Annotated in this window: 19 protein-coding genes and 1 other RNA gene; 12 read left to right on the top strand and 8 right to left on the bottom strand. The window is 57.4% G+C overall.

The features are described 5' to 3' along the window. Positions 1–14: 14 nt before the first annotated feature. From AC07OP_RS21620 to AC07OP_RS21610, 3 genes are all read left to right on the top strand, one after another. Positions 15–1,505 carry a type I restriction-modification system subunit M gene (locus AC07OP_RS21620; RefSeq protein ID WP_495102441.1) on the top strand — a complete coding sequence of 497 codons (1,491 nt, stop codon included), beginning with the start codon at positions 15–17 and terminating at the stop codon, positions 1,503–1,505. Further along, positions 1,495–2,700: a restriction endonuclease subunit S gene (locus AC07OP_RS21615; protein ID WP_495102442.1), complete on the top strand. Its 1,206-nt coding sequence runs from the start codon at positions 1,495–1,497 to the stop codon at positions 2,698–2,700. Before AC07OP_RS21620 ends, AC07OP_RS21615 begins: the two co-directional genes overlap by 11 nt. Positions 2,701–2,841: 141 nt before the next feature. Then, on the top strand, positions 2,842–6,318 hold the full coding sequence (locus tag AC07OP_RS21610; protein WP_495102443.1) for a DEAD/DEAH box helicase family protein: 3,477 nt from the start codon (positions 2,842–2,844) through the stop codon (positions 6,316–6,318). Positions 6,319–6,457: 139 nt separating this feature from the next. On the opposite strand, the gene AC07OP_RS21605 is transcribed toward AC07OP_RS21610, so the two are convergent. The 5 genes from AC07OP_RS21605 to AC07OP_RS21585 all read right to left on the bottom strand — a co-directional run bounded on the left by AC07OP_RS21605 (position 6,458) and on the right by AC07OP_RS21585 (position 13,420). Further along, positions 6,458–7,714 (bottom strand): integrase domain-containing protein, encoded by a 1,257-nt coding sequence (locus AC07OP_RS21605; RefSeq protein WP_495102444.1) that lies wholly within the window; start codon positions 7,712–7,714, stop codon positions 6,458–6,460. Positions 7,715–7,901: 187 nt separating this feature from the next. Next, positions 7,902–8,299: a transfer-messenger RNA gene (gene ssrA / locus AC07OP_RS21600) on the bottom strand. 94 nt (positions 8,300–8,393) lie between these two features. Then, positions 8,394–8,672, bottom strand: coding sequence for a PA2433 domain-containing protein (locus AC07OP_RS21595; RefSeq protein ID WP_495102445.1), 279 nt, complete (start codon positions 8,670–8,672; stop codon positions 8,394–8,396). 137 nt (positions 8,673–8,809) lie between these two features. Continuing rightward, positions 8,810–11,620 (bottom strand): FAD-binding and (Fe-S)-binding domain-containing protein, encoded by a 2,811-nt coding sequence (locus AC07OP_RS21590; protein ID WP_495102446.1) that lies wholly within the window; start codon positions 11,618–11,620, stop codon positions 8,810–8,812. Positions 11,621–11,725: 105 nt separating this feature from the next. Continuing rightward, entirely contained in the window at positions 11,726–13,420 is a 1,695-nt protein-coding gene (locus tag AC07OP_RS21585; protein ID WP_027605351.1) for a lactate permease LctP family transporter, read from the bottom strand. A 261-nt stretch (positions 13,421–13,681) separates the two neighbouring features. Between AC07OP_RS21585 and AC07OP_RS21580 the strand changes: the two genes are divergently transcribed. Continuing rightward, positions 13,682–14,449 (top strand): FCD domain-containing protein, encoded by a 768-nt coding sequence (locus tag AC07OP_RS21580; RefSeq protein ID WP_495102447.1) that lies wholly within the window; start codon positions 13,682–13,684, stop codon positions 14,447–14,449. A gap of 35 nt (positions 14,450–14,484) precedes the next feature. On the opposite strand, the gene smpB is transcribed toward AC07OP_RS21580, so the two are convergent. Then, on the bottom strand, positions 14,485–14,967 hold the full coding sequence (gene smpB, locus AC07OP_RS21575) for an SsrA-binding protein SmpB (RefSeq protein WP_014719962.1): 483 nt from the start codon (positions 14,965–14,967) through the stop codon (positions 14,485–14,487). Positions 14,968–15,135: 168 nt separating this feature from the next. Here smpB and AC07OP_RS21570 point away from each other — a divergent pair, with 168 nt between their 5' ends. Continuing rightward, positions 15,136–15,570 carry a type II toxin-antitoxin system RatA family toxin gene (locus AC07OP_RS21570; RefSeq protein ID WP_027605353.1) on the top strand — a complete coding sequence of 145 codons (435 nt, stop codon included), beginning with the start codon at positions 15,136–15,138 and terminating at the stop codon, positions 15,568–15,570. Then, positions 15,563–15,865: an RnfH family protein gene (locus tag AC07OP_RS21565; protein ID WP_495102448.1), complete on the top strand. Its 303-nt coding sequence runs from the start codon at positions 15,563–15,565 to the stop codon at positions 15,863–15,865. Before AC07OP_RS21570 ends, AC07OP_RS21565 begins: the two co-directional genes overlap by 8 nt. A gap of 62 nt (positions 15,866–15,927) precedes the next feature. Here the strand turns inward: AC07OP_RS21565 and AC07OP_RS21560 are convergent, their stop codons facing one another. Continuing rightward, positions 15,928–16,455, bottom strand: a complete 528-nt coding sequence (locus AC07OP_RS21560) for an outer membrane protein assembly factor BamE (RefSeq protein ID WP_027605355.1) — start codon at positions 16,453–16,455, stop codon at positions 15,928–15,930. 98 nt (positions 16,456–16,553) lie between these two features. Between AC07OP_RS21560 and fur the strand changes: the two genes are divergently transcribed. Further along, positions 16,554–16,958: a ferric iron uptake transcriptional regulator gene (gene fur / locus AC07OP_RS21555; protein ID WP_010562662.1), complete on the top strand. Its 405-nt coding sequence runs from the start codon at positions 16,554–16,556 to the stop codon at positions 16,956–16,958. Positions 16,959–17,043: 85 nt separating this feature from the next. Here fur and recN read toward each other — a convergent pair whose 3' ends face one another. After that, a complete protein-coding gene (gene recN, locus AC07OP_RS21550) occupies positions 17,044–18,717 on the bottom strand; it encodes a DNA repair protein RecN (RefSeq protein ID WP_495102449.1) in 1,674 nt (557 codons plus the stop codon). A gap of 254 nt (positions 18,718–18,971) precedes the next feature. On the opposite strand from recN, the gene grpE reads away from it, so the two are divergent. The 5 genes from grpE to carA all read left to right on the top strand — a co-directional run bounded on the left by grpE (position 18,972) and on the right by carA (position 25,204). Further along, positions 18,972–19,532 carry a nucleotide exchange factor GrpE gene (gene grpE, locus AC07OP_RS21545; protein WP_027605357.1) on the top strand — a complete coding sequence of 187 codons (561 nt, stop codon included), beginning with the start codon at positions 18,972–18,974 and terminating at the stop codon, positions 19,530–19,532. 102 nt (positions 19,533–19,634) lie between these two features. Beyond that, a complete protein-coding gene (gene dnaK / locus AC07OP_RS21540) occupies positions 19,635–21,548 on the top strand; it encodes a molecular chaperone DnaK (RefSeq protein ID WP_027605358.1) in 1,914 nt (637 codons plus the stop codon). 318 nt (positions 21,549–21,866) lie between these two features. After that, complete coding sequence (dnaJ, locus tag AC07OP_RS21535; protein ID WP_495102450.1) at positions 21,867–22,991, top strand: molecular chaperone DnaJ; 1,125 nt, start codon at positions 21,867–21,869, stop codon at positions 22,989–22,991. Positions 22,992–23,001: 10 nt separating this feature from the next. Then, positions 23,002–23,808: a 4-hydroxy-tetrahydrodipicolinate reductase gene (dapB, locus tag AC07OP_RS21530; RefSeq protein WP_495102451.1), complete on the top strand. Its 807-nt coding sequence runs from the start codon at positions 23,002–23,004 to the stop codon at positions 23,806–23,808. A gap of 259 nt (positions 23,809–24,067) precedes the next feature. Then, positions 24,068–25,204 carry a glutamine-hydrolyzing carbamoyl-phosphate synthase small subunit gene (gene carA / locus AC07OP_RS21525; protein ID WP_115487575.1) on the top strand — a complete coding sequence of 379 codons (1,137 nt, stop codon included), beginning with the start codon at positions 24,068–24,070 and terminating at the stop codon, positions 25,202–25,204. The last annotated feature ends 79 nt before the right edge of the window (positions 25,205–25,283 follow it).

Here is a 25,283-nt window from a genome sequence, read left to right as displayed (position 1 = left end):
GGTAGTCATCAGTAGTGATCACAGGCGCCATCAAATCCCAAGTTGACCAGATCTGGAATGCCTTCTGGAGCGGCGGTATTTCCAACCCCATGGAAGTTATCGAGCAGATGACCTATCTGCTGTTTATCAAGCGTCTTGACGAGTTGCAGACGGTTAAAGAGCGTAAGGCCGCGCGCACCGGGCAGCCGATTGATAATCCGATTTTCAGCCCCTACCAGGCAGATTTGCGCTGGGCGGCGTTCAAGGCACTGGGTGATCCGGCCAGCTTATACGCGCTGATTGCCGATAAGGTGTTCCCTTTTATCAAGTCGCTGGGCGGCGAAGATGGCGAGTCCACCTACGCCGCGCATATGAAGGATGCGCGCTTTACTATTCCCAACCCTGCGTTGTTGGCCAAGGTGGTGGACATGCTCGACGCCATTCCCATGGAAGACCGCGACACTAAGGGCGACCTCTACGAATACATGCTCGGCAAAATCGCCAGTGCTGGGCAAAATGGTCAGTTCCGTACACCACGGCACATCATCAAATTAATGGTCGAGATGATGGCGCCCAAGCCGTCGGACACCATTTGCGACCCGGCCTGCGGCACCGCTGGTTTTCTGGTGACGGCTGCCGAGTACCTCAACACCCATCACAACCACGAGTTGTATCAGGACGCAACCAGCGCCAAGCGCTTTAACCACGACACTTTCCATGGCTTCGACTTCGACAGCACCATGCTCCGCGTTGGCTCGATGAACATGCTGCTGCACGGCGTGGAAAACCCGGCGATTGAAAACCGCGATTCTCTTAGCGAAGGCCATGCCGGTGTCGAAGGTCAGTTCAGCCTGATTCTGGCCAACCCGCCGTTTGCCGGCAGCCTGGATTACGAGAGTTGCGCCAAAGACTTACAGCAAGTCGTTAAAACCAAAAAGACCGAGCTGTTGTTTCTCGCCCTGTTCCTGCGCCTGATGAAAGCCGGCGGCCGCGCGGCGGTGATCGTTCCGGACGGCGTATTGTTCGGCTCCAGCAAGGCGCACAAAACACTACGGCAGATGCTGGTGGAGGAGCACAAGCTGGACGGCATTGTCTCCATGCCCTCCGGCGTGTTCCGCCCGTATGCCGGGGTGTCTACCGCGATCTTGCTGTTTACCAAAACCAACTCCGGCGGCACCAACCACGTCTGGTTCTACAACATGCATGCCGACGGCTTCTCGCTGGACGACAAGCGCAATGAGCTGGACGCGAGCAAACACGAATGCAACAACCTGCCCGATATCCTCGACCGCTGGCATAAGCGTAATACCAGCACCGGCCTCGACCGCACCGCGCAAAGCTTTCTGGTGCCTAAGGACGAGATCGTTGCCAACGACTATGACCTATCGATCAACCGCTACAAGCAGGTGGTGTATGAAGAGTTGCAGCACGAAGCGCCGCAGAAAATTCTGGCTGAGTTAAGGGTTTTGGAGGCGGAGATTTTGCGAGGGATGGATGAGTTGGGGGGAATGATCGGTGCCGAATAACCTTGTTAGGTCAACTCGGCAGCTAGGTGAGCTTGCAGAGGTTGTGACCAAAGGAACTACCCCAACAACGTTAGGCCACGATTATGTAGGTGCCGGTATACCTTTTATTCGTGCCAACAATCTTGTCGGAGCATACGTTGATCCAGCGAAAGATGTTCTTTTCATTGATGAAACGACCGATGACTTGTTGAAGCGTTCTAGAATTCTTCCGGGTGACGTTCTTCTCTCAATCGCGGGAACAGTCGGGCGGGCTTCCAGGGTCCCGGACCATTCACCCGCTATGAACTGCAATCAAGCGGTTTGTATAATTCGATGTACTTCAGAAATTGATGGCGACTTCCTGCGCTATTGGTTGGAAAGCCAGAACGCTAAAGCGCAGATTGCAACCTCTAAAGTCACAGGTGTGATTTCTAATCTCAGCTTGGCTGAGGTTAAGTCATTAGAAATCCCTCTTCCACCAATCACCGAACAACGTCGTATCGTGGCGATTCTGGATAAGGCCGATGCTCTGCGGTCCAAGCGCCGCGAAGCCATCGCCAAGCTCGATCAACTGCTGCAATCCGTATTTCTGGAAATGTTCGGCGGCAGCACCGGAACGACCACATCAGTAGCTGAGCTTGCACCTTCTGCGGGTGCTATTCGGACCGGTCCCTTTGGCAGTCAATTACTGCATAGCGAGCTTGTTGATCACGGCATCGCTGTCCTTGGTATAGATAATGCTGTATCCAATAAATTTATATGGGCGAAGCCAAGATTCATTACGGCAGAAAAATATTCTCAGCTCTCTCGCTATCGGGTTAATCCAGGCGACGTACTAATCACCATCATGGGGACCTGTGGGCGATGTGCTGTGGTACCTGACGACGTTCCAGCAGCTATTAATACAAAGCATCTTTGCTGCATCTCGCTCGACCGCACGCGCTGCGAGCCGGAGTTTTTGCACTCGTACTTCATGATGCATCCCATTGCCCGGAGATACCTTGAAAGTCGAGCAAAAGGCGCAATCATGGCGGGGCTCAATATGGGAATCATCAAAGAACTACCGGTTGCGTTACCCTCGTTGGAAGATCAGCGCCGTTTTGTCACGATCAAGAAATCGCTAGAAAGGCAGAGCGCGCAGGTGATAAGTCAGGAAAACCGATCTAACGAGCTTTTTGCTGCGCTCCAGCAACGTGCATTTGCAGGTGCGCTTTAGGTCATAACCAGTGCCCCAGCACGCCAAGGAACAGGCAACTTCGTATGGCGCAATTCTTCCCCGCCCGCACCGTCTGTCGTTTCGACAGCTCCGGCGAACGTCGCTTCGCCGAAATGGGCTCACAGAAGGCGGTAGGTTGATATGAGCAACTTTGAATTTCTCATCCCCGAATTCAAAACCCTGTTTGAGCCGGCCAAGGGTGCGGAACAGCTGGTGTATTCCGACCCGCGTGCCTGCTGCATGCGCACCCGCCATGCCCTGGAACAGGCTGTGCATTGGCTGTACGAGCATGACCGCGACCTGCGCATGCCTTACGACAAAGGCCTTAACCTGCTGCTGACTCAGCTCGAATTTGTGCGACTGCTGCCGCCGCAAATTCATCAAAAGGCGCGGCTGATTCAGAAGTTCGGCAATCAGGCGGTGCACGCCAATCAGCCGATTAGCTACAGCGATGCGATGAAGCTGGTGCGAGAGCTGTTTCATCTGCTGTTCTGGCTGGCTCGGACTTATACCCGAAAAAGCGACCCAAAGAGCATCGATGCGGCGTTTGACGAAAAGCGCGTGCCGCAGTTGGTCAGTGCTAGCGATGCGGCGGCCTTTACCCGCGATGAATTGAAGAAGCAGGAAGCCAAGTTCCAGCAACAGATCGCTGCCCAGCACGGCACTCTGGAAGCCCGCGAGGCAGCGATTGCCGAACAGGCTGCAAGCCTGAGCGAACGCGAAGCCTTGCTGGCGAAGCTGGATGCCGAACTGGTCGCCACCCGTGCGGCACTGGCCCAGGCCAAGGCCAACAATATTGCTGTACCCGATAGCCACGATTACGACGAGGCCGATACCCGCCGGTTGTTTATCGACGTGCTGTTGCGCGAGGCCGGTTGGGAATTGGGCAAAAACGCCGACGCCGAAGTACCAGTCAGCGGCATGCCCAACGCGCAGGGCGAGGGGTTTGTCGATTACGTGCTGTGGGGTGCGAACGGTAAACCGCTGGCGGTGGTGGAAGCCAAACGCAGCCTGAAAGACCCGGACGTGGGCCAGCAACAAGCCAAGCTGTATGCCGATTGCCTGGAGGCCGAGAAAGGTCAGCGGCCGCTGATTTTCTACAGCAACGGCAACCACACCTGGCTGTGGGATGACCGCCGTGCGCCGCCACGTGAGGTACAGGGGTTTTATACTCGCGATGAGCTGGAACTGGCGATTCAGCGGCGCAGCCTGCAAAACAAGCTGAGCGAGCTGTCGATCAATAGCGAGATTGTCGAGCGGACTTATCAACACCGGGCAATTCGAGCGATGACCGAATCGCTGAGTCAGGGCCGCCGCGCCGGTTTGCTAACCATGGCCACCGGCACTGGCAAGACGCGGATGTCGATTGCCCTGATCGAGCTGTTGATGCGGGGCAACTGGGTCAAACGGGTGCTGTTTCTGGCTGACAGGGTAGCCCTGGTAAAACAAGCCGCGAATGCCTTCAAGGAGTTTCTGCCGGACTCTAGTCCTGTCAATCTTGTTACCGACAAAAATGGCCAAGGCCGGGTGTACCTGTGCACCTATCCGACCATGATGGGCTTGATCGACCAGATGGAGGGCGACCGTCGCAAGTATGGCGTTGGCCATTTCGACCTGATCGTGATCGACGAGGCGCACCGCAGTGTTTACCAAAAGTACGGCGCGATTTTCCGTTACTTCGACAGTTATCTAGTGGGGCTGACCGCTACCCCGCGCGACGAAGTGGATCGCGATACCTATCACCTATTCGGTCTGGAAACCGGTGTACCGACCGATGCCTACGGCCTGAGTGAAGCGGTAGATGATGGCTATCTGGTGCCGCCCAAGGCTTATTCGGTGCCGATCAAGTTTGTTCGCGAAGGCATCCGTTACGACCAGCTCAGCGATGATGAGAAGGAGCACTGGGAGTCGCTAGATTGGGGCGATTACAGTCCCGAAGGTGATGCACCTACCGAGGTGCTAGCGTCTGAGGTCAACAAGCAGTTATTCAACGAGCCAACCGTTGACCTGATGCTAAAGCATTTGATGCAAAATGGCCTGACTGTGGAGGGTGGTGACAAGCTCGGCAAGACCATTGTTTTTGCAGTGAATCAGAAGCACGCTGATTTTATCGCCCGGCGCTTCAATCATCATTACCCACACTTTAAGGGGGAGTTTGCCCGGGTTATCACCCATGCGGTGAGTTATGCGCAGACTCTGATCGATGACTTCAGCAGCAAGCTGAACAAGCAGCCGCAGATCGCCATTTCCGTGGATATGCTCGATACCGGCATCGACGTACCACAGGTGCTGAATTTAGTGTTCTTCAAAGCCGTTCGCTCAAAGGTGAAGTTCTTGCAGATGATCGGCCGCGGCACGCGCCTATGCCCGGACTTGTTTGCGCCGGGTGTGCACAAGCGCGAGTTCGCCATCTTCGATTTCTGCGCCAACTTCGAATACTTCAACGAAAACCCTAAAGGCGCTTTGGGCGGTACGGCCGAACCGCTAGGCAAGCGGTTGTTCAAAGCACGGCTGGATCTGCTGTCGTTGTTAGCGCCGAAGGACGTTCGCGAGCCTGGTGATCTGGCGGAAACCAGAGGCCGGTACGATGCCTTTGTCGAGTTGCGCACGGAGTTGACCGACGAGCTGCACGACGAAGTCGCGGCGATGAATAAGGACAACTTCATCGTGCGTACCGAACTTGAGCACGTAACCCGCTTTGCCGAGCGTGAAGTTTGGAATGCACTGGATGATGCGGCGCTGGGTGATCTGCGCAGTCACGTCGCCGGCTTGCCGAGTGAGCGCGCTCCTGAGCACATCACCGCCAGGTTGTTCGATCTCCTGTGCCTGAATTTACAGCTGGCGTTAGTGCGCTCGACCAGCGACTTCGTGACGTATCGCGATAAGGTGGTCGAGCTGGCCAGCCAGCTAGAGGTGATGGACAGCATTCCAGCAGTGCATGCTGAGCTGGCGTTGCTTCAGGACGTGCAAACCGACGAGTACTGGCAGGACATCCGCTTGCCGATGCTTGAGCAACTGCGGCGCAAGATGCGCGAGCTGATCAAGTTTATCGAGCGCCGCCCGAGCAACCCCGTTTATAGCGTACTCAGCGACGAAATTGGCGAAGCGACGGTGGTCAACCTGAAGGATTTCAACACTGGCATCAATCTGGAGCAGTACAAGAAAAAGGTCGAAGCCTATATCCGTGGCAACGAGAACCATGTGGCCATCGCTAAGCTCAAATTCAACCGGGCGCTGACTCAGAGCGATCTGAGCGAGCTGGAGCATTTTGTCTACGAGTCGGAACCGGTTCAGAGTCGCGAGCAGTTCGAACAATGCTACGGCGCTGACCAACCGCTGACCCTGTTGATCCGGTCATTGGTCGGCTTGGATCGTAACGCCGCAAAAGAGGCTTTCGGTCAATTCCTCGACGAAAACCGCTACAGCAGTCAGCAGATTCGTTTTGTTGAAATGATTATCGAGCGTCTCACCCGACAGGGTGTGATGGAGGCGGGTCAACTCTATGAACCGCCTTTTACCGCGTTGCACCATGAGGGATTAGACGGTGCGTTTGGCAACGCGGATGCCAACGCGATCATTTCGGTGATCGCGGCAATCAAACGCAGTGCGGCAGCTTGATGGCGACTGACTCAATCATGGGGACTGCCTAGTTCGCACTGGCGTTTGACTAAGCACTTGGCGACAGTCGCTACTCTGTCGCCATGCTGCACGCCATGGATTACACGGGTTGTCGCCGCTGTCGCCATCCGGTGAGCGCTCAGCGTATCGGCACGACGTTGCGGTCCCTTGTGTGGTTGATCGCAGATGCCGAGAGGCTGCCGGTGGCCGCCTTCTGAATATGCTCACTCCACCAAGCCATCATCGGCCGCCGGCGTTCGATGTAGTCCGCCCGGTTGTAGGCGCTCCGAACTTCGTCCTTGTCGACATGCGCCAGGGCGACTTCGATCAGCTCGGGATCCCAGCCATGCTCATTCAGGATGGTGCTGGCCATTGAACGCATGCCGTGGCTGACCAAGCGGTCCTGGAAGCCCATGCGTTTCAACGCCATATTGGCGGTCTGGCTGTTGGCGTGGGTGCGTGGGTTTCTGTCTGCTGGGAACACGTATTCCCTGTGACCGCTGTGAGACTTGAGTGTCTCCAGCAGCGCGAGTGCCTGGTCGGTCAGCGGGATGGTGTGCGGGCGACGCTTTTTCATGCGCTCCGGTGGGATGGTCCAGATGCGTTTGTCGAAGTCGATGTCTGCCCATCGGGTGGTCGCTGCTTCGGAAGGGCGGGTCATGGTGTGCAGTTGCCATTCAATCAGGCAGCGGGTTGTTCTCTTGATGGCGGCATTGGCGATTTCCAGCATGAGCTCGGGAAGCTCATCAGCTGGTAGTGCGGCCATGTTCTCTTTCTTGGGTTTCTTGAAGACCGCGCGAATGCCGATGAGAGGGTTGGCAAAGATCAGCCCGGAGTTAACCCCATAGGTCATGATTTCGTTGAGCCTTTGGCTCAACCGCTTCACGGTCTCGAGGCTGCCTTTCGCCTCGATTGGCCGAAGCAGTTCGATGATCATCGGTGCGGTAATTTTCGAGAGCGGCGTTGTTTTCAGGTCTGGAAATATATGCAGTGTGAGCGATCGCCAGATGTCTTCGGCATACGCAGGTGTGACCGAATCTTTCTTCAATTCGAACCAGGCGGTGGCGACGTTCTCGAATGTGTGTTCGGTCTCCGCTCGTTTGGCTTCGTTCTGAGTGTTGCGTTGCACCTTGGGATCAATGCCTTGTGCAAGTAGCTCCCGTGCCTCAACGACTTTCTTTCGGGCGTTCGCCAATGAGAGTTCTGGATACGTGCCCAGTCCCATGTTGATACGATTTTTGGTTACCGGCTCGCGGTAGTTAAAGTTCCACAGCATCGAGCCGTTGCTCCTGACTCGGAGCTGGAGGCCATCACCATCGCTAAGGACGTAATCCTTGTCTTTTGCCTTGACTGCCTTGAGCTGGCGGTCGGAGAGGCGGAGGGCTGGAGCAGGCATGAGAGCTACCTCTGACACCGTTTTGGTATTCCAAAAAATAGCACCGGATGGCTTGGAATACCATTTGGAATACCCAAACGGCTGGAACTCAGAAAACCTCTACGAAGCCCGATAGCGCTTAAATCCTTGATTTTGCTGGGTTTCAGGCACAAAAAAAGACGTCCGTGGACGTCTTTAGATGATGAAGTGGTGGAGCCGGGGGGATTTGAACCCCCGTCCGCCAGTACTCCGCTGTCGGTACTACATGCGTAGCCGTTTCTATTAAGTTAACCCTCAGCGACCCGAAGGGCAGGGTGCTTTGGGCGAGTTGTGTAAGTTTTAGCCGCTTCGTCCACAACGTACTGCACGGCGATTCTGTTCTATATGACAATCACTTTGGGTTTACAGACATCCCCTGGTGATTGCTGGACCCGAAGGTACCAGAAGCTCAGGATCTAAGGCTGCTTACGCAGCGATAGAGTTTTCCCAGCTTGGATTGGCGTCATTGGCAACTATAAGAAGTTGCAACAGTGGATTTACGAGTTCTGTTACCAACTCGGCATGCACCTAAAGTTTCGCGACCGGCGTCGAATCCTAAACGGCCCCGTGCTTGTAACTCGTTGTTTCATAGTGAGTGACAAGCCTGTGCAGTGTACGCCAAACGGTCACGGAAGGCCAACCCGAAGGTTGACCCTCTCGTTTACTGGCCGCCTTTGTCGAGGTTCTGCAGGTCTTGCAGGGCCTTGGAGGTGATTTCGATGCACTTCTTGTCATCACCAGCGGCGTGGGCGGCCTTGGCTTGGGAGGCGGCTGTGTCGATTTCGCCGCTTTTGCCACTGGTGTCAGTGGCGAGCAGCGCTTTACCGTTGTTGATTTTGTCCAGGTTGATCTTGCACAGGTCGGGCTCGCCAGCAGCGAAAGCAGGGAAGGCCAACATCGCAGCGGTAATGAACAAGCCAGCAAGAGCGGAACGCTTCATAGGGTATCTCCTCGCGCAAAAAAGGCTCGACGCTGCTGGCGTTCATGGGCTGCCAGCGACATCACTGATGGGCCTCGTGCGTCGAGGCCTATGCAGATGACTACGCCAGTGCGCAGGGGTTCTGTTTTTTTGCGGGGTTAATGGGCTCGGGCCTGGGTCACGCGATCCACGAGGTACACCAATCCGTGATAGTCGATGCCGCCATGCTGGCTCAGGCCGATCTCGCAGGTGCGGCTGGTGGAGATCCCTTCACTGCAATACTGCACTGCATCCTTGAGGGAGCGCAGCGAGTGGGCGTTGAGTTCCGGCGTGGTGAAACCTTTGTCGCCGGCAAACCCGCAGCAGTGGATGCCTTCCGGGATCACCACGGTTTTGGCACAGCGACGGGCCAGGTCGATCAGGGCCTGGCTTTCTCCCAGGTGTTGGGTGCTGCAGGTGACGTGTACGGCGATCGGCGCTTCCTGGGGGGTGAAATCGAGACGGTCCATCAGGTGCGTGCGGATGAAACGTACGGGGTCGTAAAGGTCCAGGCGCGTTTCGCCGAGGTCTTGCACCAGGCGCAGGGTGCAGGGGCTGGTGTCGCAATAGATCGGGTCCAGGCCTCCGCGGCTGGCATGGAGCAGGGCGCCGATCAGTTCCTGGCGTTTGTGTTCTGCCTGTTCGGCGTAGCCTTTGGACGCGAAAGGTTGGCCGCAGCACAGGTTGTCCTGGTTGTCGGGAAACACGACCTGGTAACCGGCTTTTTCCAGCAGGCCCTGGGTTTTTTCGTACAACGACATCTGCTCTTTATCACCTGCCGCCGGGCCCATGGCGCGTGAGACGCAGGCCGCCAGGTAGACCACCCGTGGCCGCTCATCCGTCACCGCCGGGCTGAAGCGAATGGCTTTTTCCGGTTGTGGCATGGCGTTGGTCCACTGCGGGATCTGCCCCTTGGACAGCTTGGTCATGGTGGCCGACAGCTTCGCCAGGCGAGGCGCTCCCAGCAGCATGCGGGCACCATTGGCTACATGCAGGGTAAAGCGCGCACCTTGCAGTGCCGTGGCGAAATGGGTGGCCAGCCATTCGGCGGTTTTCGTACGGTCGGCGTCACGGCTTCGCAGTTTTTTCACCAGGTCGCCGGTATTGATTCCTACCGGACAGCGTTGGGCGCATAGGCCGGTGGCGGCGCACGTGTCGATGCCCTGGTAGTGGTAGGCCGCCTCCAATTCGGTGGTGTCGACGCCGGCGCGTTTTTTCGCCTGTATATCTCGCCAGATCACGATGCGCTGGCGCGGGCTCAACGTCAGGCCTTTCGATGGGCACACCGGTTCACAGAAACCGCACTCAATGCACTTATCCACAAGCTCGTCGGCCGCAGGCAGCGGCTTGAGGTGCTTGAGGTGAATCTGCGGGTCTTGGCTGAGCACCACGTCCGGGTTGAGGATGCCGTTGGGGTCGAGCAGGCGTTTGAGTTGCCACATCAATTGATAGGCGTCGCTGCCCCATTCCAGCTCCACGAAGGGTGCCATATTGCGGCCGGTACCGTGTTCGGCTTTCAGCGAACCGCCGAACTCCACGGCCACCAATTGCGCGACGTCATCCATGAACGCTTGATAGCGTGTGACTTCATCCGCGCTGTTGAAGCCTTGGGTGAACACAAAGTGCAGATTGCCTTCCAGGGCATGTCCGAAAAGGATGGCTTCGTCGTAGTGATGCTTGTCGAACAGTTCGATCAAACGGTTCACGCCAATGGCCAGTTGCTCGACCGGGAAGGTGACGTCTTCGATGATCACCGTGGTGCCGGTTTTGCGTACAGCACCTACGGCGGGGAAGGTGTCCTTGCGGATGGCCCACAGGCGGGCGTTTTCCACCGGGTCTTCGGTGAAGTCGACCTGTTTCTCCACCGGGAAACCGGCCAGCGACGCCATGATCAGTGCCAATTGTTCATGCAGCAATGATGGCGATGCGGCGCGGGATTCAATCAGCAGAGCGCAGGCACTTTCTGACAGGTGCTGTACGAATGCGGGCATGCCCGGTTTGTCCTGCACCGAGCGCATGCTGCGTCGATCCAGCAGCTCGACGGCCGACACTGGTTGGGTTTTCAGTACGGTGACTGCGTTGCAGCAGGTCTCCACATCCGGAAACACGATCAACGCCGACGCCTTGTTCGGGTGGTCGATCACGGTGTCGTAGGTGACTGCGCTGATAAACCCTAGGGTTCCCTCGGAGCCCACCAATAAATGGCTGAGGATATCCAGTGGTTCATCAAAATCCACCAGGGCGTTGAGTGACAGGCCGGTGGTATTTTTCAGACGGTATTTGTGGCGGATTTTTGCTGCCAATTCAGCGTTTGCCCGCGTTTCACGGCCGAGTGTGGCCAGGCGCTCGAGCAGTGCGCCGTGCTGTTCACGAAACGCAGTAACGCTGCTTGCGTCTTCTGTATCGAGGCGGCTGCCATCGGCCAGGACCAGACGAATTCCGGCCAGGGTGTGATAGGTGTTCTGCGCCGTACCGCAGCACATGCCACTGGCGTTGTTGGCGACGATTCCGCCGATCTTGCAGGCATTGATCGACGCCGGATCTGGGCCGATCTTGCGCCCGAATGGCGCCAGCCAGGCGTTGGCCTGTGCGCCGATCACGCCGGGCTGCAGGCGGATCTGAGTGCCTTGCCCGCGAATCTCACGGCCGTTCCAATTGTCCCCCAGCACGATCAGTACCGAGTCGCTTATCGCTTGCCCGGACAGGCTGGTGCCGGCTGCGCGGAAGGTTACCGGCACACGTTCACGCTGGGCCAGTTGCAGCAGTGCCACCACTTCGTCTTCCGACTCGACGCGGATCACCAGTTGTGGGATCAATCGGTAAAAACTGGCGTCGGTGCCGAATGCGAGGGTGGAAAGTGGGTCGTCGAAACGTCGATCTTGTGGGATCAGCTGTGCGACGTCAGCAAGGAAAGCGGCAGGCAGACTCATTGGTCCTCCAGGATCAGCACCCCCTGGGCGCCGTATTGACACGATTGCGCAAAGCCGACGCCGAAGTTATAGCCCGGCGTCGGTTATGACCCTATTGCTACGGCTTTAGTGCACCAGCATGCCGGTAAACCAGTAAGCCTGGGCCAGGGTGATCAGCCCCACGATCGTGGCGAAGAACAGGCTGTGCTTGAGGGTGAAGCGGAACAGGTCGGATTCTTTACCCACCAGTCCGGTAGCGGCGCAGGCCACGGCGATCGATTGCGGCGAAATCATTTTGCCGGTCACGCCGCCGCTGGTATTTGCAGCGACCAGAAGCGTGTCGTTGACGCCGATCTGGTGCGCCGTGGTGGCTTGCAACGAGCTGAACAGGGCGTTGGACGATGTGTCGGAGCCTGTCAGGAAAACCCCCAGCCAGCCGAGGAAAGGCGAGAAGAACGGGAAGGCTGCACCGGTGCCGGCCAATACCAGCGCCATGGTCGAAGACATGCCGGAGTAATTGGTGACAAAGGCGAATGCCAGCACCATGCCGATAGACAGGATCGGCCACCGCAGCTCGTAGAAGGTCTCTTTTAAAGTGGTAAGACCAATCTTGATATTGATCTTGAGTACCAACATCGAGATCAGTGCCGAGAAGAAAATCGCGGTGCCGGTCGCCGAAATCGGGTCCAGCTTGAATATCGCTGGGATCGCAGTCGGGTTGGTCACGATGGGTGCGACCTTGACTACCATTTGATCCAGGTGCGGGATCGCAAAGTTGAATACCCAGCTGTACATCGAACCGCCTGCCGCGAACATCGCCTTGAACGGTTTGAGGGTCCAGATGGTGACCAGCACGGTGAGGATCAGGAAAGGTGACCAGGCCTTGAAGATCTGGCCCAGGCTGTAAGGTGAGGCGACGGTGCTGCGCGGCAGGCCGAAGCCGCCGGCGCTGGCGGTAATCGCTGCGTCGGAAGTGGCGCCGGCAATCTGCGCGCCCGCAGTGCGTTTAGGTTGCCAGACTTTCAAGAACAGGGTCAGAGAGATCAGGCTGGCCAGGGCCGAGGTGATGTCCGGCAGTTCCGGGCCGATGAAGTTGGACGTGAAGTACTGCGTAATGGCGAAGCTCAGGCCCGCGACCAACGCAGCTGGCCAGGTTTCGCGAACGCCGCGCAGGCCATCCATCATGAAGACCAGCCAGAACGGCACGAACAGCGACAGCAGCGGCAGTTGGCGGCCAGTCATGGCGCCGATCTTGAATGCATCGATTCCGGTCACTTGCCCGGCAACGATGATCGGAATTCCCAGGGCGCCAAAGGCGACGGGTGCGGTGTTGGCAATCAGGCACAGGCCGGCCGCGTACAGCGGGTTGAAACCCAGGCCTACCAGCAGTGCGGCGGTAATCGCCACGGGGGCGCCGAAACCGGCAGCACCTTCCAGGAATGCGCCGAAGCAGAAGCCGATCAACAGCACCTGCAGACGCTGGTCATCGGTGATCGACAGGACAGAGCTGCGGATGATCTCGAACTGGCCGCTCTTGACGGTGAGTTTGTAGAGAAACACCGCCGCGACAATGATCCAGGCAATAGGCCACAGGCCATAGGCAAAACCGTAACCGGCGGCTGCCAGCGCCATGTCCACTGGCATGTGGAAGGCAAAGATCGCCACCAGTATCGAGAGTGCCAGGGTGATGCTGCCGGCCACGTGACCTTTGAGGCGAAACACGGCCAGAGCCAGGAAGAAGAACACGATCGGAATAACGGCGGCCAGTGCGGACAGGCCGAGGCTGCCGAGCGGGCTGTAGAGCTGTTGCCAGGTTTGCATATGGGGTAGCCCCTAATTGTTGTTGGTCAGGCACTTCATAGTCGACTTGGATAATTGGTAATACCAATTTACAATCGCTGGAGGCTAGGTTAAAAGTCTTCGCGGGATGTGTCAATTTGCCGCTCGCGAAACTTTGGTCGTAGCCCGGCAGGCGAGGTGGTTTGATCGGGTGAATCGAAGCGGTTCTGATAGGTGCTGGAAGAACGGCGATAGGCCAGAATAGAGGGCCCGGCGAGTGGTCGGGATGGTGGAGAGTGAGTTATGGGGTTTGATCAGGTGCGTCAGCGCCGTTTGTCTGACGATATTGTCGAGCAGCTTGAGGGGATGATCCTTGAGGGCACGTTGAAGTCGGGTGAGCGCTTGCCGGCCGAGCGCGCCTTGGCTGAACAGTTTGGCGTGTCGCGTCCGTCGTTGCGGGAGGCGATTCAGAAGCTGGCGGCTAAGGGCTTGTTGGTGAGCCGTCAGGGAGGGGGCAATTATGTTGCCGAGTCACTGGGCTCGACGTTCAGCGATCCGCTGCTGCACCTGCTGGAAAACAATCCCGAGGCCCAGCGTGACCTGCTGGAGTTTCGCCAGACCCTTGAAGCGTCCTGTGCATATTACGCAGCATTGCGAGCGACTGAGGTCGACCGTGAGCGGCTGACCGTTGCATTCGAAGCGTTGCAGGATTGCTATGCCCGCGTCGACGACGTGAGCCGGGTCGAGGAGGGGGCTGCGGATGCACAGTTTCACCTGGCCATTGCGGAGGCCAGCCATAACGCGGTGTTGCTGCACACCATTCGCGGCTTGTTCGACCTGCTCAAGCGGAACGTGGTAACCAATATTGGCGGCATGTATCAGCAACGTACGGAGACGCGCGACATGCTGATCAGTCAGCACCGGGAGCTGTACATGGCGATTATCGAGGGCCGGGCAGAACAGGCGCGAGAAGTCTCGACACGTCACCTGGAATACGTGCAGGAAGTGTTGGAGGAAGTACGTCAGGAGGTTCAGCGCGTGGCGCGGGCGGAGCGGCGCAAGGGGATGTAGCCGGGGGACGTCCCGAGGCTACATGGTTAGAAGGATTATTCTTCCTTGCCCTTGTTGCGCACCGCGCGATGCAGTTCGCGGTTGGAATCGCGTTCGCGCTCAGTATCACGCTTATCGTATTCCTTCTTGCCCTTGCCCAGTGCGATCTCGCACTTGACCAGGTGCTTGCTCCAATACCAGGACAGGCAGACACAGGCGTAGCCTTTCTGCTGCACGGCTGCGGCGAGCTTTTCCAGTTCACGGGCATTGAGCAATAGTTTGCGCGTGCGCACCGGATCGGCAATCACGTGGGTGCTCGCGGTTGTCAGCGGGGTGATATGACTGCCAAGCAGCCATGCCTCGCCATCCTTGAGCAATACGTAGCTGTCGACCAGTTGCAACTTGCTGGCACGCAGACTCTTTACTTCCCAGCCGGCCAGGACCAGACCAGCCTCGAACCGATGTTCGATGAAGTAATCGTGTCGCGCTTTTTTATTTTGCGCGATGGTCCCTGTGGGGTGTTTCTTTTGTTTAGCCATAGGGGCGGCATTATAGGGAGTTGCGAGCGTGTCGGCTACGGTCAACCTGCGTGCTTGAGCGTGTTGGTCGAATCCCGGACAATACCGGCAGTTCTTTGGTTTTTTTCTTTCGCGGATCGGACTGTTGTTTCGCGATGTTTGCCGCTCAGCTGTGGAAATCACGCACACATGACGACGCATATTCAACGTTCGGCCCTGTTGCCCTATCCGGCGCAGGCGCTCTATGACCTGGTCAACGACGTGGCGCGTTACCCGGAATTCCTGCCTTGGTGCTCAACTGCCGAGGTGCTGGAAAGCAGTGATGAACATATGGTTGCCAGTGTTGGGGTGGCGAAAGGCGGGCTCAGTCAGCACTTTGTTACGCGGAATGCGCTGGTGCCGGGCAAGTCCATTGAAATGAATTTGCAGGAAGGGCCGTTTACCCAGCTGCATGGTGTATGGGTTTTCAAGGCACTTACCGACAAGGCCTGCAAGATCAGCCTGGATTTGTCGTTTGATTACGCTGGGCCGATTGTGCGGGCGACATTGGGGCCGTTGTTCAACCAGGCGGCCAATACCCTGGTGGATGCATTCTGCCAGCGAGCCAAGCAATTGCATGGTTGAGATCGAGGTGGTTTATGCCGCCGAGGATCGCCAGGTTCTGCTGGCGCTGACGGTGGTTTCGGGAACCAGTCTGCGTGCAGCCGTGCAGTTGTCAGGGATGGCTATGCAGTTTCCTGAGCTGGATCTGGCTGCTTGCCCCTTGGGGGTATTCGGTAAGATCGTCACGGGGGCTGAGGTCCGTCCCGTACAATCGGGCGATCGCATTGAAATCTATCGGCCCTTGCTTGTGGACCCTAAAGAAGTGCGCAGGCTGCGTGCTGCCAAGGCGGCGTTGGCGAAGCGGCAGCATCCATAGGCTGGTTGAATGACAGGCAACAAAAAGCCCGGCATGCCGGGCTTTTTATATGCGCCGCAATGTTACTGCGGGCTGGTGTCCAGAGGCTGAGGCGTCGGGACTGGGACCGTCTCGACCCCGTCGACGTCTTTCTGGATCTTGTCGAGCAAGGAGCCTGGCTTGGCCGGTACTTCGGACTTCGGCTTTTCGCTTTCCTGCACAGGTGCAGTCACGTTGGTGCCGTTATCGTTGCCGAGCAGTGCTTGATCACGGCTTACGCCTGGCATGAAGTCACCCGACAGGCTGACAAGCTGGTCATTGCCATTGAAAATGACGCTGACGCGCTCCTGTTGGCGTTCACCGCCACCAGGCTGCAGGCTGTAGAGATAATCCCAGCGATCGGCGTGGAAAGTGTCGGTCAGCAGGGGGTTGCCCATGATAAACCGTACTTGCCGTCGGGTCATTCCCGGGCGTAACTGGTCTATCATGTCCTGCGTGACGACATTGCCCTGCTGGATGTCGATTTTGTAAACCCCGGGGAATGAACAACCGGCGAGTGCGAGCAGTCCCACAAAGGTGAAACTGGTTAGCAAGAGCTTGGTGTTTTGCATCGGTGGGCGACTTCCACTATCTTGGCTGGGACAACGTAAACGCCGATCATACCCGTATTAAGAGAAGCTGCGAAGCAGCATCCGCGAGAAAGCTAACCATGGTTGAAAATAGCGAACTACGCAAAGCCGGTCTTAAAGTGACTCTGCCACGAGTCAAGATTCTACAAATGCTCGATTCTGCTGAGCAGCGCCACATGAGTGCCGAGGATGTTTACAAGGCGCTGATGGAGTCTAACGAGGACGTCGGCCTGGCCACGGTTTACCGTGTACTGACCCAGTTTGAAGCCGCAGGGCTGGTGGTTCGTCATAATTTCGACGGCGGTCATGCTGTGTTCGAATTGGCTGACGGTGGTCATCACGACCACATGGTTGACCTGGATACCAATGAGGTTATCGAGTTCACCAGCCCGGCAATCGAAAAGCTCCAGCACGAAATTGCTGAGGAGCATGGTTTCGATTTGGTCGACCACAATCTTGTGTTGTACATCCGTAAGAAAAAGTAAAAAGCGACGCAGAATTGCTCTGCGAAACGATCGAAGGCGACCCTAGGGTCGCCTTCGTGCTTTCTATAATAAGGAAAAGCTCGGCTCAGGCCTTGGTGGCTACGACCATTTTCTTCGCGTGTGCCAAAGACTCTTTGGTCAGGTCGATCCCGCCGAGCATCCGTGCCACTTCTTCCACGCGCTCCGACTTGTTCAGTTTGGATACTGCCGTGTGTGTCGCTTCGCTGCCTCTGACCTTGTGCACAAACAAGTGTTGATGCCCTTGGGCCGCGACTTGCGGCAAGTGAGTAACGGTCAGCACCTGGCCGCGATCCCCCAGGCGGCGCAGTAACTGACCCACAATTTCCGCCGTGGGGCCACCGATACCTACGTCTACTTCATCGAACACCAGTGTCGGTACCCGTGAGGTTTGCGCGGTAATCACTTGGATCGCCAGGCTGATTCGCGAGAGCTCGCCACCAGACGCCACTTTTGCCAGTGCCTTGAGCGGTTGCCCCGGGTTGGCGCTGACCAGTAGTTCTACCTGCTCCAGGCCGTAGGGCTGCAGCTCATTGCTGGCGTTGGTGCGCAACTCGATGGTAAAGCGCCCGCCCGGCATGCCCAGGCGCTGAATTTCCTGCTCGACGGCGCCAGCGAGGCTGGTCGCAGCCTGTTTGCGCAGATCGCTCAGTTCGCGGGCTTTCTCCTGATAGTGGCGGGCAAAAGAGCCGAGCTCTTCGCCCAGTCGCTCAATGGATTCGTCATTCGCGTTCAGGGTCTCGATTTCATCCAGCAGTTTCTGCTGCATGGTTGCCACTTCGGTGGGCTGGATTCGATGTTTGCGCGCCAGCGTATAGATGGTGTCCAGGCGCTCTTCTATTTCCTGCAGTCGCGCCGGGTCGGCGTCGAAATGATCGAGAAAGCGATTGAGTTCGCCGACGGCTTCTTCTACCTGGATTTGCGCACTGGTCAGCAGGGTGGTGGCTTCACTCAGTGAGCCCGAAGCGCTGTTAACGCTGGACAGTCGGTTGAGGCTGGCGGTGAGTGCGTTGAGCACATTGCCGGAATCGCTCTCGCTGCATTGCTCCACCACCTGGCGGCAGATAGACAGCAGGGTTTCGGCGTTGGTGAGGTTCTTGTGTTCCTGTTCCAGTTGTTCCAGCTCGGTTTCGCCAAGACCCAGGCTTTCCAGCTCTTCAAGCTGATAGCTGAGCAATTGATGGCGAGCGCGCTGCTCGTCACCGGAATTGGACAGTCGCTCCAGCTCCTGTCGGGTCTGGCGCCAGCGCTGGGCGGCCAGTTGTACCTGCCGGGCAAGGTCGGTGGCGCCAGCGTATTCGTCGAGCAGGCGGCGATGGGTGTCGGTTTTGAGCAGGGATTGGTGTTCATGCTGGCTATGGATGTCGATCAGCAGTTCGCCCAGGGCCTTCAGGTCGCCAAGGGGGCAGGGCGTTCCATTGATATAGCCGCGTGAGCGGCCCTCGGCGGTGATGACTCGGCGCAGGATGCACGGGCCGTCGTTATTAAGGTCGCGCTCGACCAGCCAGGCTTCGGCTTCGGGGATGTCCGCGAGGTCGAAGGTGGCCAGAATGTCGGCCTTATCCGCGCCGGGGCGCACCACGCCACTGTCGGCGCGGTCGCCCAGGGTCAGGCCCAGGGCGTCGAGCATGATCGACTTGCCGGCGCCGGTTTCGCCTGTGATTACGCTCATCCCGCTATCCAGTTCGAGGTCCAGATGTTCAACGATGGCGTAGTTGTGTACAGACAGGTGCACGAGCATGACGGCCGCTCCCAGGCTTTAGGTCTGGTTATTTATACAGTGTTTTGTTCTGGGCTGACAATCCTGACGCTTAGCTCAATTTGCTCGGTTATTCAGCTTTTTTAGTGCAAAGGAGAATGATCAGGCCGAAGTTGATCTGGGGCAGACGAAAGACTTTTGGTAGCGCCTGTACCCTTGAACCTGGAAATTGTGGCCCCATATACGGGAACAGAAGCGCGAGTTGAGTTCGCGCATGATTTTGAAAGGAGAAATCTATGGCTGACGAACAGACGCAGGATACGCAAACTCCGGACGCCAATTCGGCTGTCGGTGATGAACTGGCAACTCGTGTGCAAGTGCTCGAAGAGCAGTTGGCCGCTGCGCAGGATCAGTCTTTGCGTGTTGCCGCCGATCTGCAGAACGTCCGCCGCCGTGCCGAGCAGGACGTAGAAAAAGCTCACAAGTTCGGGCTGGAGAAGTTCGCGGGCGACCTGCTGCCAATTATTGACAGCCTGGAGCGTGGCCTCGAGTTGTCCAACCCGGATGACGAAAACATCCGCCCGATGCGCGAAGGGATCGAACTGACCCTGAAAATGTTTCAGGACACCCTGAAGCGTTATCAGCTGGAAGCCATTGATCCGCAAGGCGGCGAACCGTTCAGTGCTGAGCTTCACCAAGCCATGGCCATGCAAGAAAGCCACGACCTCGAACCCAACAGTGTGTTGAAAGTGTTCCAGAAGGGCTATCAGCTTAACGGTCGCCTGTTGCGCCCTGCAATGGTGGTAGTGAGCAAGGCTCCTGCACCCGTTGCACCTTCTATTGATGAGCAGGCTTGAAATCCGCCGTAAGGCCCCCATCTATAAGTCAAGCGTTTAAGTGCTACCGCAGTTAGCCACCACTGCTGCGGCAACCAAATTCAAGTTTCGGGAGAGTAAATCATGGGCAAAATTATCGGTATTGACCTGGGGACCACCAACTCCTGCGTCTCCGTGTTGGAAAACGGCGTTGCAAAAGTAATCGAAAACGCCGAAGGCGCGCGTACCACGCCGTCGATCATCGCTTACGCCAACGATGGTGAAATCCTGGTTGGCCAGTCGGCCAAGCGCCAGGCTGTGACCAACCCGCATAACACCCTGTACGCGGTGAAGCGCCTGATCGGTCGTAAGTTCGACGAAGAAGTCGTACAAAAAGACATCAAAATGGTCCCTTACAAGATCGCCAAGGCTGACAACGGTGACGCCTGGGTTGAAGTAAATGGCCAGAAAATGTCGCCACCGCAAATCTCGGCTGAAATCTTGAAGAAGATGAAGAAGACTGCCGAAGATTACCTGGGTGAGACAGTGACTGAGGCGGTGATCACCGTTCCAGCCTATTTCAACGACAGCCAGCGCCAGGCGACCAAAGACGCCGGCCGCATCGCGGGCCTGGATGTAAAACGTATCATCAACGAACCGACCGCAGCTGCTCTGGCTTACGGTATGGACAAGGCCAAGGGCGATCACACCGTGATCGTTTATGACCTGGGTGGCGGTACGTTCGACGTTTCCGTGATCGAGATCGCTGAAGTAGACGGCGAGCACCAGTTCGAAGTGTTGGCCACCAACGGCGACACCTTCCTGGGTGGTGAGGACTTTGACATTCGTCTGATCGACTACCTCGTTGACGAATTCAAGAAAGAAAGCGGCATGAACCTCAAGGGTGACCCGCTGGCGATGCAGCGCCTGAAAGAGGCTGCTGAAAAAGCCAAGATCGAGCTGTCCTCTGCTCAGTCGACCGACGTTAACCTGCCGTATATCACCGCAGACGCCACCGGTCCTAAGCACTTGAACGTGAAGATTTCTCGCGCCAAGTTGGAAGCGCTGGTCGAAGACCTGGTTCAACGCACCATCGAGCCATGCCGCATTGCGCTGAAAGACTCCGGTATTGATGTTGGTGCGATCAACGACGTGATCCTGGTAGGCGGTCAGACCCGTATGCCACTGGTTCAGAAGTTGGTTACCGAGTTCTTCGGCAAAGAAGCACGTAAAGATGTAAACCCGGACGAAGCGGTTGCCATGGGTGCTGCCATCCAGGGCGCGGTATTGGCCGGTGACGTGAAAGACGTGTTGCTGCTGGACGTAAGCCCGCTGACCCTAGGTATCGAAACCATGGGTGGCGTGATGACTGCGCTGATCGAGAAAAACACCACGATTCCTACCAAGAAATCCCAGGTGTTCTCGACGGCTGATGACAACCAGGGTGCTGTGACCATTCACGTGCTGCAAGGTGAGCGTAAGCAGGCGGCTCAGAACAAGTCCCTGGGCAAGTTCGACCTGGCTGAGATTCCACCAGCACCACGTGGCGTGCCACAGATCGAAGTGACCTTCGACATCGACGCCAACGGCATTCTGCACGTAGGGGCGAAAGACAAGGCTACCGGCAAAGAGCAGAAGATCACCATCAAGGCCAACTCCGGTCTTTCTGATGAAGAAATTCAACAGATGATCCGTGATGCTGAAACCAATGCTGAAGCTGACAAGAAGTTCGAAGAGTTGGCAGGTGCCCGTAACCAGGGCGACGCACTGGTTCACTCGACACGCAAAATGATCGCTGATGCTGGCGAGAAAGTGACCGCTGAAGAGAAGGCCGCGATCGAAGCTGCTGTAGTTGCCCTGGAAGCCGCTGTTAAAGGCGACGACAAGGCTGCCATTGAAGCCAAGGTTGAAGAGTTGTCGAAAGTTTCCGCGCCAGTGGCTCAGAAAATGTACGCCGAACAGGCTCAGCCGGCTGACGGTGCTGCTCAACAGGCAGAGCCTGAAGCTAAAGACGATGTTGTCGATGCCGAGTTCGAAGAAGTTACCGACAAGAAGTAAGTTGGTCGCCCGGTTGACCGCTATCAAGCGGTGACTGGTAGGATGTCGCCGCGCGGGAGCTTGCTCCCGCGTTGGCGTGTCTGGGGTATGCGAATTTTTACAGCATGCGACTGCGTTCGGATGTTGGCGGTGTGATCGGGGATGCTCCTGCTTTCCGAGCAATGAATACCGCGTTTTTGGCCGGGTCCCTGGCTAAAAAGTAGTAACGACCAGGATCGTTGAATTGACGTGAGTTGGGTCCGGGCCTGTATTGGGGCTCAACGAGTTTAGCCAGGCTCAGGAGGGTCTGGCTGGACGTCCTTAAGAGTGCAAAGACTTATGGCAAAGCGTGACTATTACGAAGTGTTGGGTGTGGATCGCGGCTCCAGCGAGGCGGACCTGAAAAAGGCTTACCGTCGCCTGGCAATGAAGCACCACCCGGACCGTAATCCGGATAGCAAAGAATCCGAAGACATGTTCAAAGAGGCCAATGAGGCCTACGAATGCCTGTCTGATCCCAACAAGCGTGCGGCTTACGATCAGTATGGCCATGCGGGTGTCGACCCGAGCATGGGGGGCGGCGGTGCCGGTTTTGGCGGTCAGAACTTCTCCGATATTTTCGGTGATGTATTCAGTGACTTCTTTGGTGGTGGCCGGGGTGGTCAGCGCGGTGGTGCCCAGCGTGGCAGCGACTTGCGCTACACCCTGGAGTTGAACCTGGAAGAAGCCGTGCGTGGCACCAGCGTTAATATCCGCGTGCCGACGCTGGTTAACTGCAAGCCGTGTGATGGTTCGGGTGCCAAGAAAGGCTCCGCGCCGATTACTTGCCCGACATGCGGCGGTATCGGTCAGGTCCGTATGCAGCAGGGTTTCTTCTCGGTGCAGCAGACCTGTCCGCGTTGTCATGGGCAGGGCAAGATCATTTCCGATCCGTGCGATTCCTGCCACGGCGAAGGCCGCGTCGAAGAGTACAAGACCCTGGCGGTGAAAGTGCCGGCGGGAGTCGATACCGGAGACCGTATTCGTCTGTCGGGTGAGGGTGAGGCCGGTACCCAGGGCGGTCCTACGGGCGACCTGTACGTGGTGATCAATGTGCGCGAGCACTCGATCTTCCAGCGCGACGGCAAGCACTTGTTCTGTGAAGTGCCGATCAGCTTTGTCGATGCAGCCCTGGGTGGCGAATTGGAGATTCCGACCTTGGACGGTCGGGTCAAGCTCAAGATCCCTGAAGGTACGCAGACCGGCAAGCAGTTCCGTATTCGTGGCAAGGGCGTAGCGCCGGTGCGCGGTGGCGGTGCTGGCGACTTGATGTGTCGTGTGGCCGTGGAGACTCCGGTCAATCTGGGGCGCCGTCAGCGTGAATTGCTTGAGGAATTCCGCAGTTCGCTGGAGGGCGATGACACGCATTCGCCGAAAACCACTGGCTTTTTCGAAGGCGTGAAGCGCTTCTTCGGCGACCTGTAAGGAAGTGAGTATGCGACGTATAGCCGTAATGGGCGCTGCCGGGCGCATGGGCAAGACGCTGGTCGAGGCAGTGCAGCAGCGCTCCCCGGCCTCTGGGCTGACCGCAGCGATTGTTCGTCCCGGTAGCACGTTGATCGGTGCGGATGCGGGTGAGTTGGCTTCGCTGGGGCGTATCGGTGTCTCATTGTCAGGCAGCCTGGAGCAGGTGGCTGACGAATTCGATGTGCTGATCGACTTCACCCTGCCGGAGGTAATGCTGAAAAACCTCGCGTTCTGCCGCAAGGCGGGCAAGGCGATGGTGATCGGCACTACGGGGTTGACTGCGCAGCAGAAGCAGTTGCTTGAGGAGGCGGGTAAGGATATTCCCGTCGTCTTCGCAGCCAACTTCAGTGTCGGCGTGAATCTGTCGCTCAAGTTGCTGGACATGGCGGCGCGGGTGCTGGGGGAAGAGGCGGATATCGAGATTATCGAGACGCATCACCGCCACAAGATCGATGCGCCGTCGGGTACCGCACTGCGCATGGGTGAGGCTATTGCCGACGCGCTGGGGCGTGACCTGTCCAAGGTGGCGGTTTACGGTCGCGAAGGGCATACCGGTGCACGTGCACGTGACACCATTGGTTTTGCGACTGTCCGCGGCGGTGATGTGGTGGGCGATCACACGGTATTGTTTGCTACCGAGGGTGAGCGCCTGGAAATCACGCACAAGGCTTCCAGCCGTATGACATTCGCCAAAGGCGCGGTGCGTGCCGCGTTGTGGTTGGAAGGTCGCGAGCCTGGTCTGTACGACATGCGCGATGTGTTGGATCTGCACTAATCAGTAGCTAAAACGGGGCCTCAGGATTATCCTAAGGCCCCGTTTTTACCCGCTAAGCGACGTCCTGTCGCATTCTCCTGCCTTTAAGGCTCATTAGCGGTGGACCAAAAAAGCCTTTTTCTGTAAGCTACAGCTTTAGTGTGTCCACTAAAAGCGCGCAGAATAATTCAGTGAAGAAGCGGGGTGACGTGTCCATACGTCACTCCGCTTTTTTACAACCTGCGATCGCCCTTTCAGGCTTTATTTACGGGAGGTCTTCTTGACTAAGCCAGCCATACTCGCCCTTGCTGATGGCAGCATTTTTCGCGGCGAAGCCATTGGAGCCGACGGTCAAACCGTTGGAGAGGTGGTGTTTAACACCGCCATGACCGGCTATCAGGAAATCCTTACCGATCCTTCCTACGCCCAACAGATCGTTACCCTGACCTATCCGCACATCGGCAATACCGGTACTACGCCGGAAGACGTTGAGTCTGATCGTGTCTGGTCGGCGGGTCTGGTCATTCGTGATCTACCACTGGTTGCGAGCAACTGGCGTAACACGATGTCGCTGTCCGATTACCTGAAAGCTAACAATGTCGTGGCGATCGCCGGTATCGATACGCGCCGCCTGACGCGCATCCTGCGTGAAAAGGGCTCGCAGAACGGCTGCATCATGGTCGGTGAGAATATTTCCGAAGCAGCGGCGATTGCTGCAGCGCAAGGCTTCCCAGGCCTGAAAGGCATGGACCTGGCGAAAGTCGTCAGCACCAAGGAGCAGTACGAGTGGCGTTCCACTGTCTGGGACTTGAAGACCGACAGCCACGAGACTATCGAAGCGGCTGACCTGCCGTATCACGTGGTCGCATACGACTACGGCGTCAAGTACAACATCCTGCGTATGCTGGTCGAGCGTGGGTGCCGCGTGACCGTGGTGCCGGCGCAAACGCCTGCCAGCGACGTGCTGGCCCTGCAACCTGACGGCGTGTTCCTGTCCAACGGCCCGGGTGATCCTGAGCCTTGCGACTACGCCATCCAGGCCATCAAGGACGTGCTGGAAACCGAGATTCCGGTATTTGGTATCTGCCTCGGTCACCAACTGCTGGCGCTGGCCTCCGGCGCCAAGACCCTGAAAATGGGTCATGGCCATCACGGCGCCAACCACCCTGTGCAGGACCTGGACACCGGCGTTGTGATGATCACCAGCCAGAACCACGGTTTTGCGGTGGATGAAGCGACCTTGCCGAGCAATGTCCGCGCGATTCACAAGTCGTTGTTCGACGGTTCCCTGCAGGGTATTGAGCGTACTGACAAGAGCGCGTTCAGCTTCCAGGGCCACCCTGAAGCAAGCCCGGGCCCGAACGACGTAGCGCCGCTGTTCGACCGTTTCATCAATGAGATGGCCAAGCGACGCTGACTGAGCGGCCTGCGGGCGGCCCCTGCCTTGGTGGCCCCCGCAGGCTCTTCGAAGATTGTTCAAGACGGCTTGCCGACTG

The sequence above is a fragment of the Pseudomonas sp. GW821-FHT09D08 genome (assembly GCF_059416305.1).
The sequence above is the reverse complement of the archived record's forward strand: the minus strand, read 5'-3'. Positions and strand labels throughout refer to the sequence as shown.

Excerpts from the sequence above, each read along its gene's own strand:
- recN (WP_495102449.1), bottom strand. The coding sequence starts at position 18,717 with ATGCTCGTGCACCTGTCTGTACACAACTACGCCATCGTTGAACATCTG.
- AC07OP_RS21595 (WP_495102445.1), bottom strand. The coding sequence starts at position 8,672 with ATGAAGCGTTCCGCTCTTGCTGGCTTGTTCATTACCGCTGCGATGTTG.
- fur (WP_010562662.1), top strand. The coding sequence starts at position 16,554 with ATGGTTGAAAATAGCGAACTACGCAAAGCCGGTCTTAAAGTGACTCTG.
- AC07OP_RS21605 (WP_495102444.1), bottom strand. The coding sequence starts at position 7,714 with ATGCCTGCTCCAGCCCTCCGCCTCTCCGACCGCCAGCTCAAGGCAGTC.
- AC07OP_RS21560 (WP_027605355.1), bottom strand. The coding sequence starts at position 16,455 with ATGCAAAACACCAAGCTCTTGCTAACCAGTTTCACCTTTGTGGGACTG.
- dapB (WP_495102451.1), top strand. The coding sequence starts at position 23,002 with ATGCGACGTATAGCCGTAATGGGCGCTGCCGGGCGCATGGGCAAGACG.
- dnaK (WP_027605358.1), top strand. The coding sequence starts at position 19,635 with ATGGGCAAAATTATCGGTATTGACCTGGGGACCACCAACTCCTGCGTC.
- smpB (WP_014719962.1), bottom strand. The coding sequence starts at position 14,967 with ATGGCTAAACAAAAGAAACACCCCACAGGGACCATCGCGCAAAATAAA.
- AC07OP_RS21590 (WP_495102446.1), bottom strand. The coding sequence starts at position 11,620 with ATGAGTCTGCCTGCCGCTTTCCTTGCTGACGTCGCACAGCTGATCCCA.
- AC07OP_RS21570 (WP_027605353.1), top strand. The coding sequence starts at position 15,136 with ATGACGACGCATATTCAACGTTCGGCCCTGTTGCCCTATCCGGCGCAG.
- dnaJ (WP_495102450.1), top strand. The coding sequence starts at position 21,867 with ATGGCAAAGCGTGACTATTACGAAGTGTTGGGTGTGGATCGCGGCTCC.
- AC07OP_RS21565 (WP_495102448.1), top strand. The coding sequence starts at position 15,563 with ATGGTTGAGATCGAGGTGGTTTATGCCGCCGAGGATCGCCAGGTTCTG.
- AC07OP_RS21610 (WP_495102443.1), top strand. The coding sequence starts at position 2,842 with ATGAGCAACTTTGAATTTCTCATCCCCGAATTCAAAACCCTGTTTGAG.
- AC07OP_RS21585 (WP_027605351.1), bottom strand. The coding sequence starts at position 13,420 with ATGCAAACCTGGCAACAGCTCTACAGCCCGCTCGGCAGCCTCGGCCTG.
- AC07OP_RS21580 (WP_495102447.1), top strand. The coding sequence starts at position 13,682 with ATGGGGTTTGATCAGGTGCGTCAGCGCCGTTTGTCTGACGATATTGTC.
- grpE (WP_027605357.1), top strand. The coding sequence starts at position 18,972 with ATGGCTGACGAACAGACGCAGGATACGCAAACTCCGGACGCCAATTCG.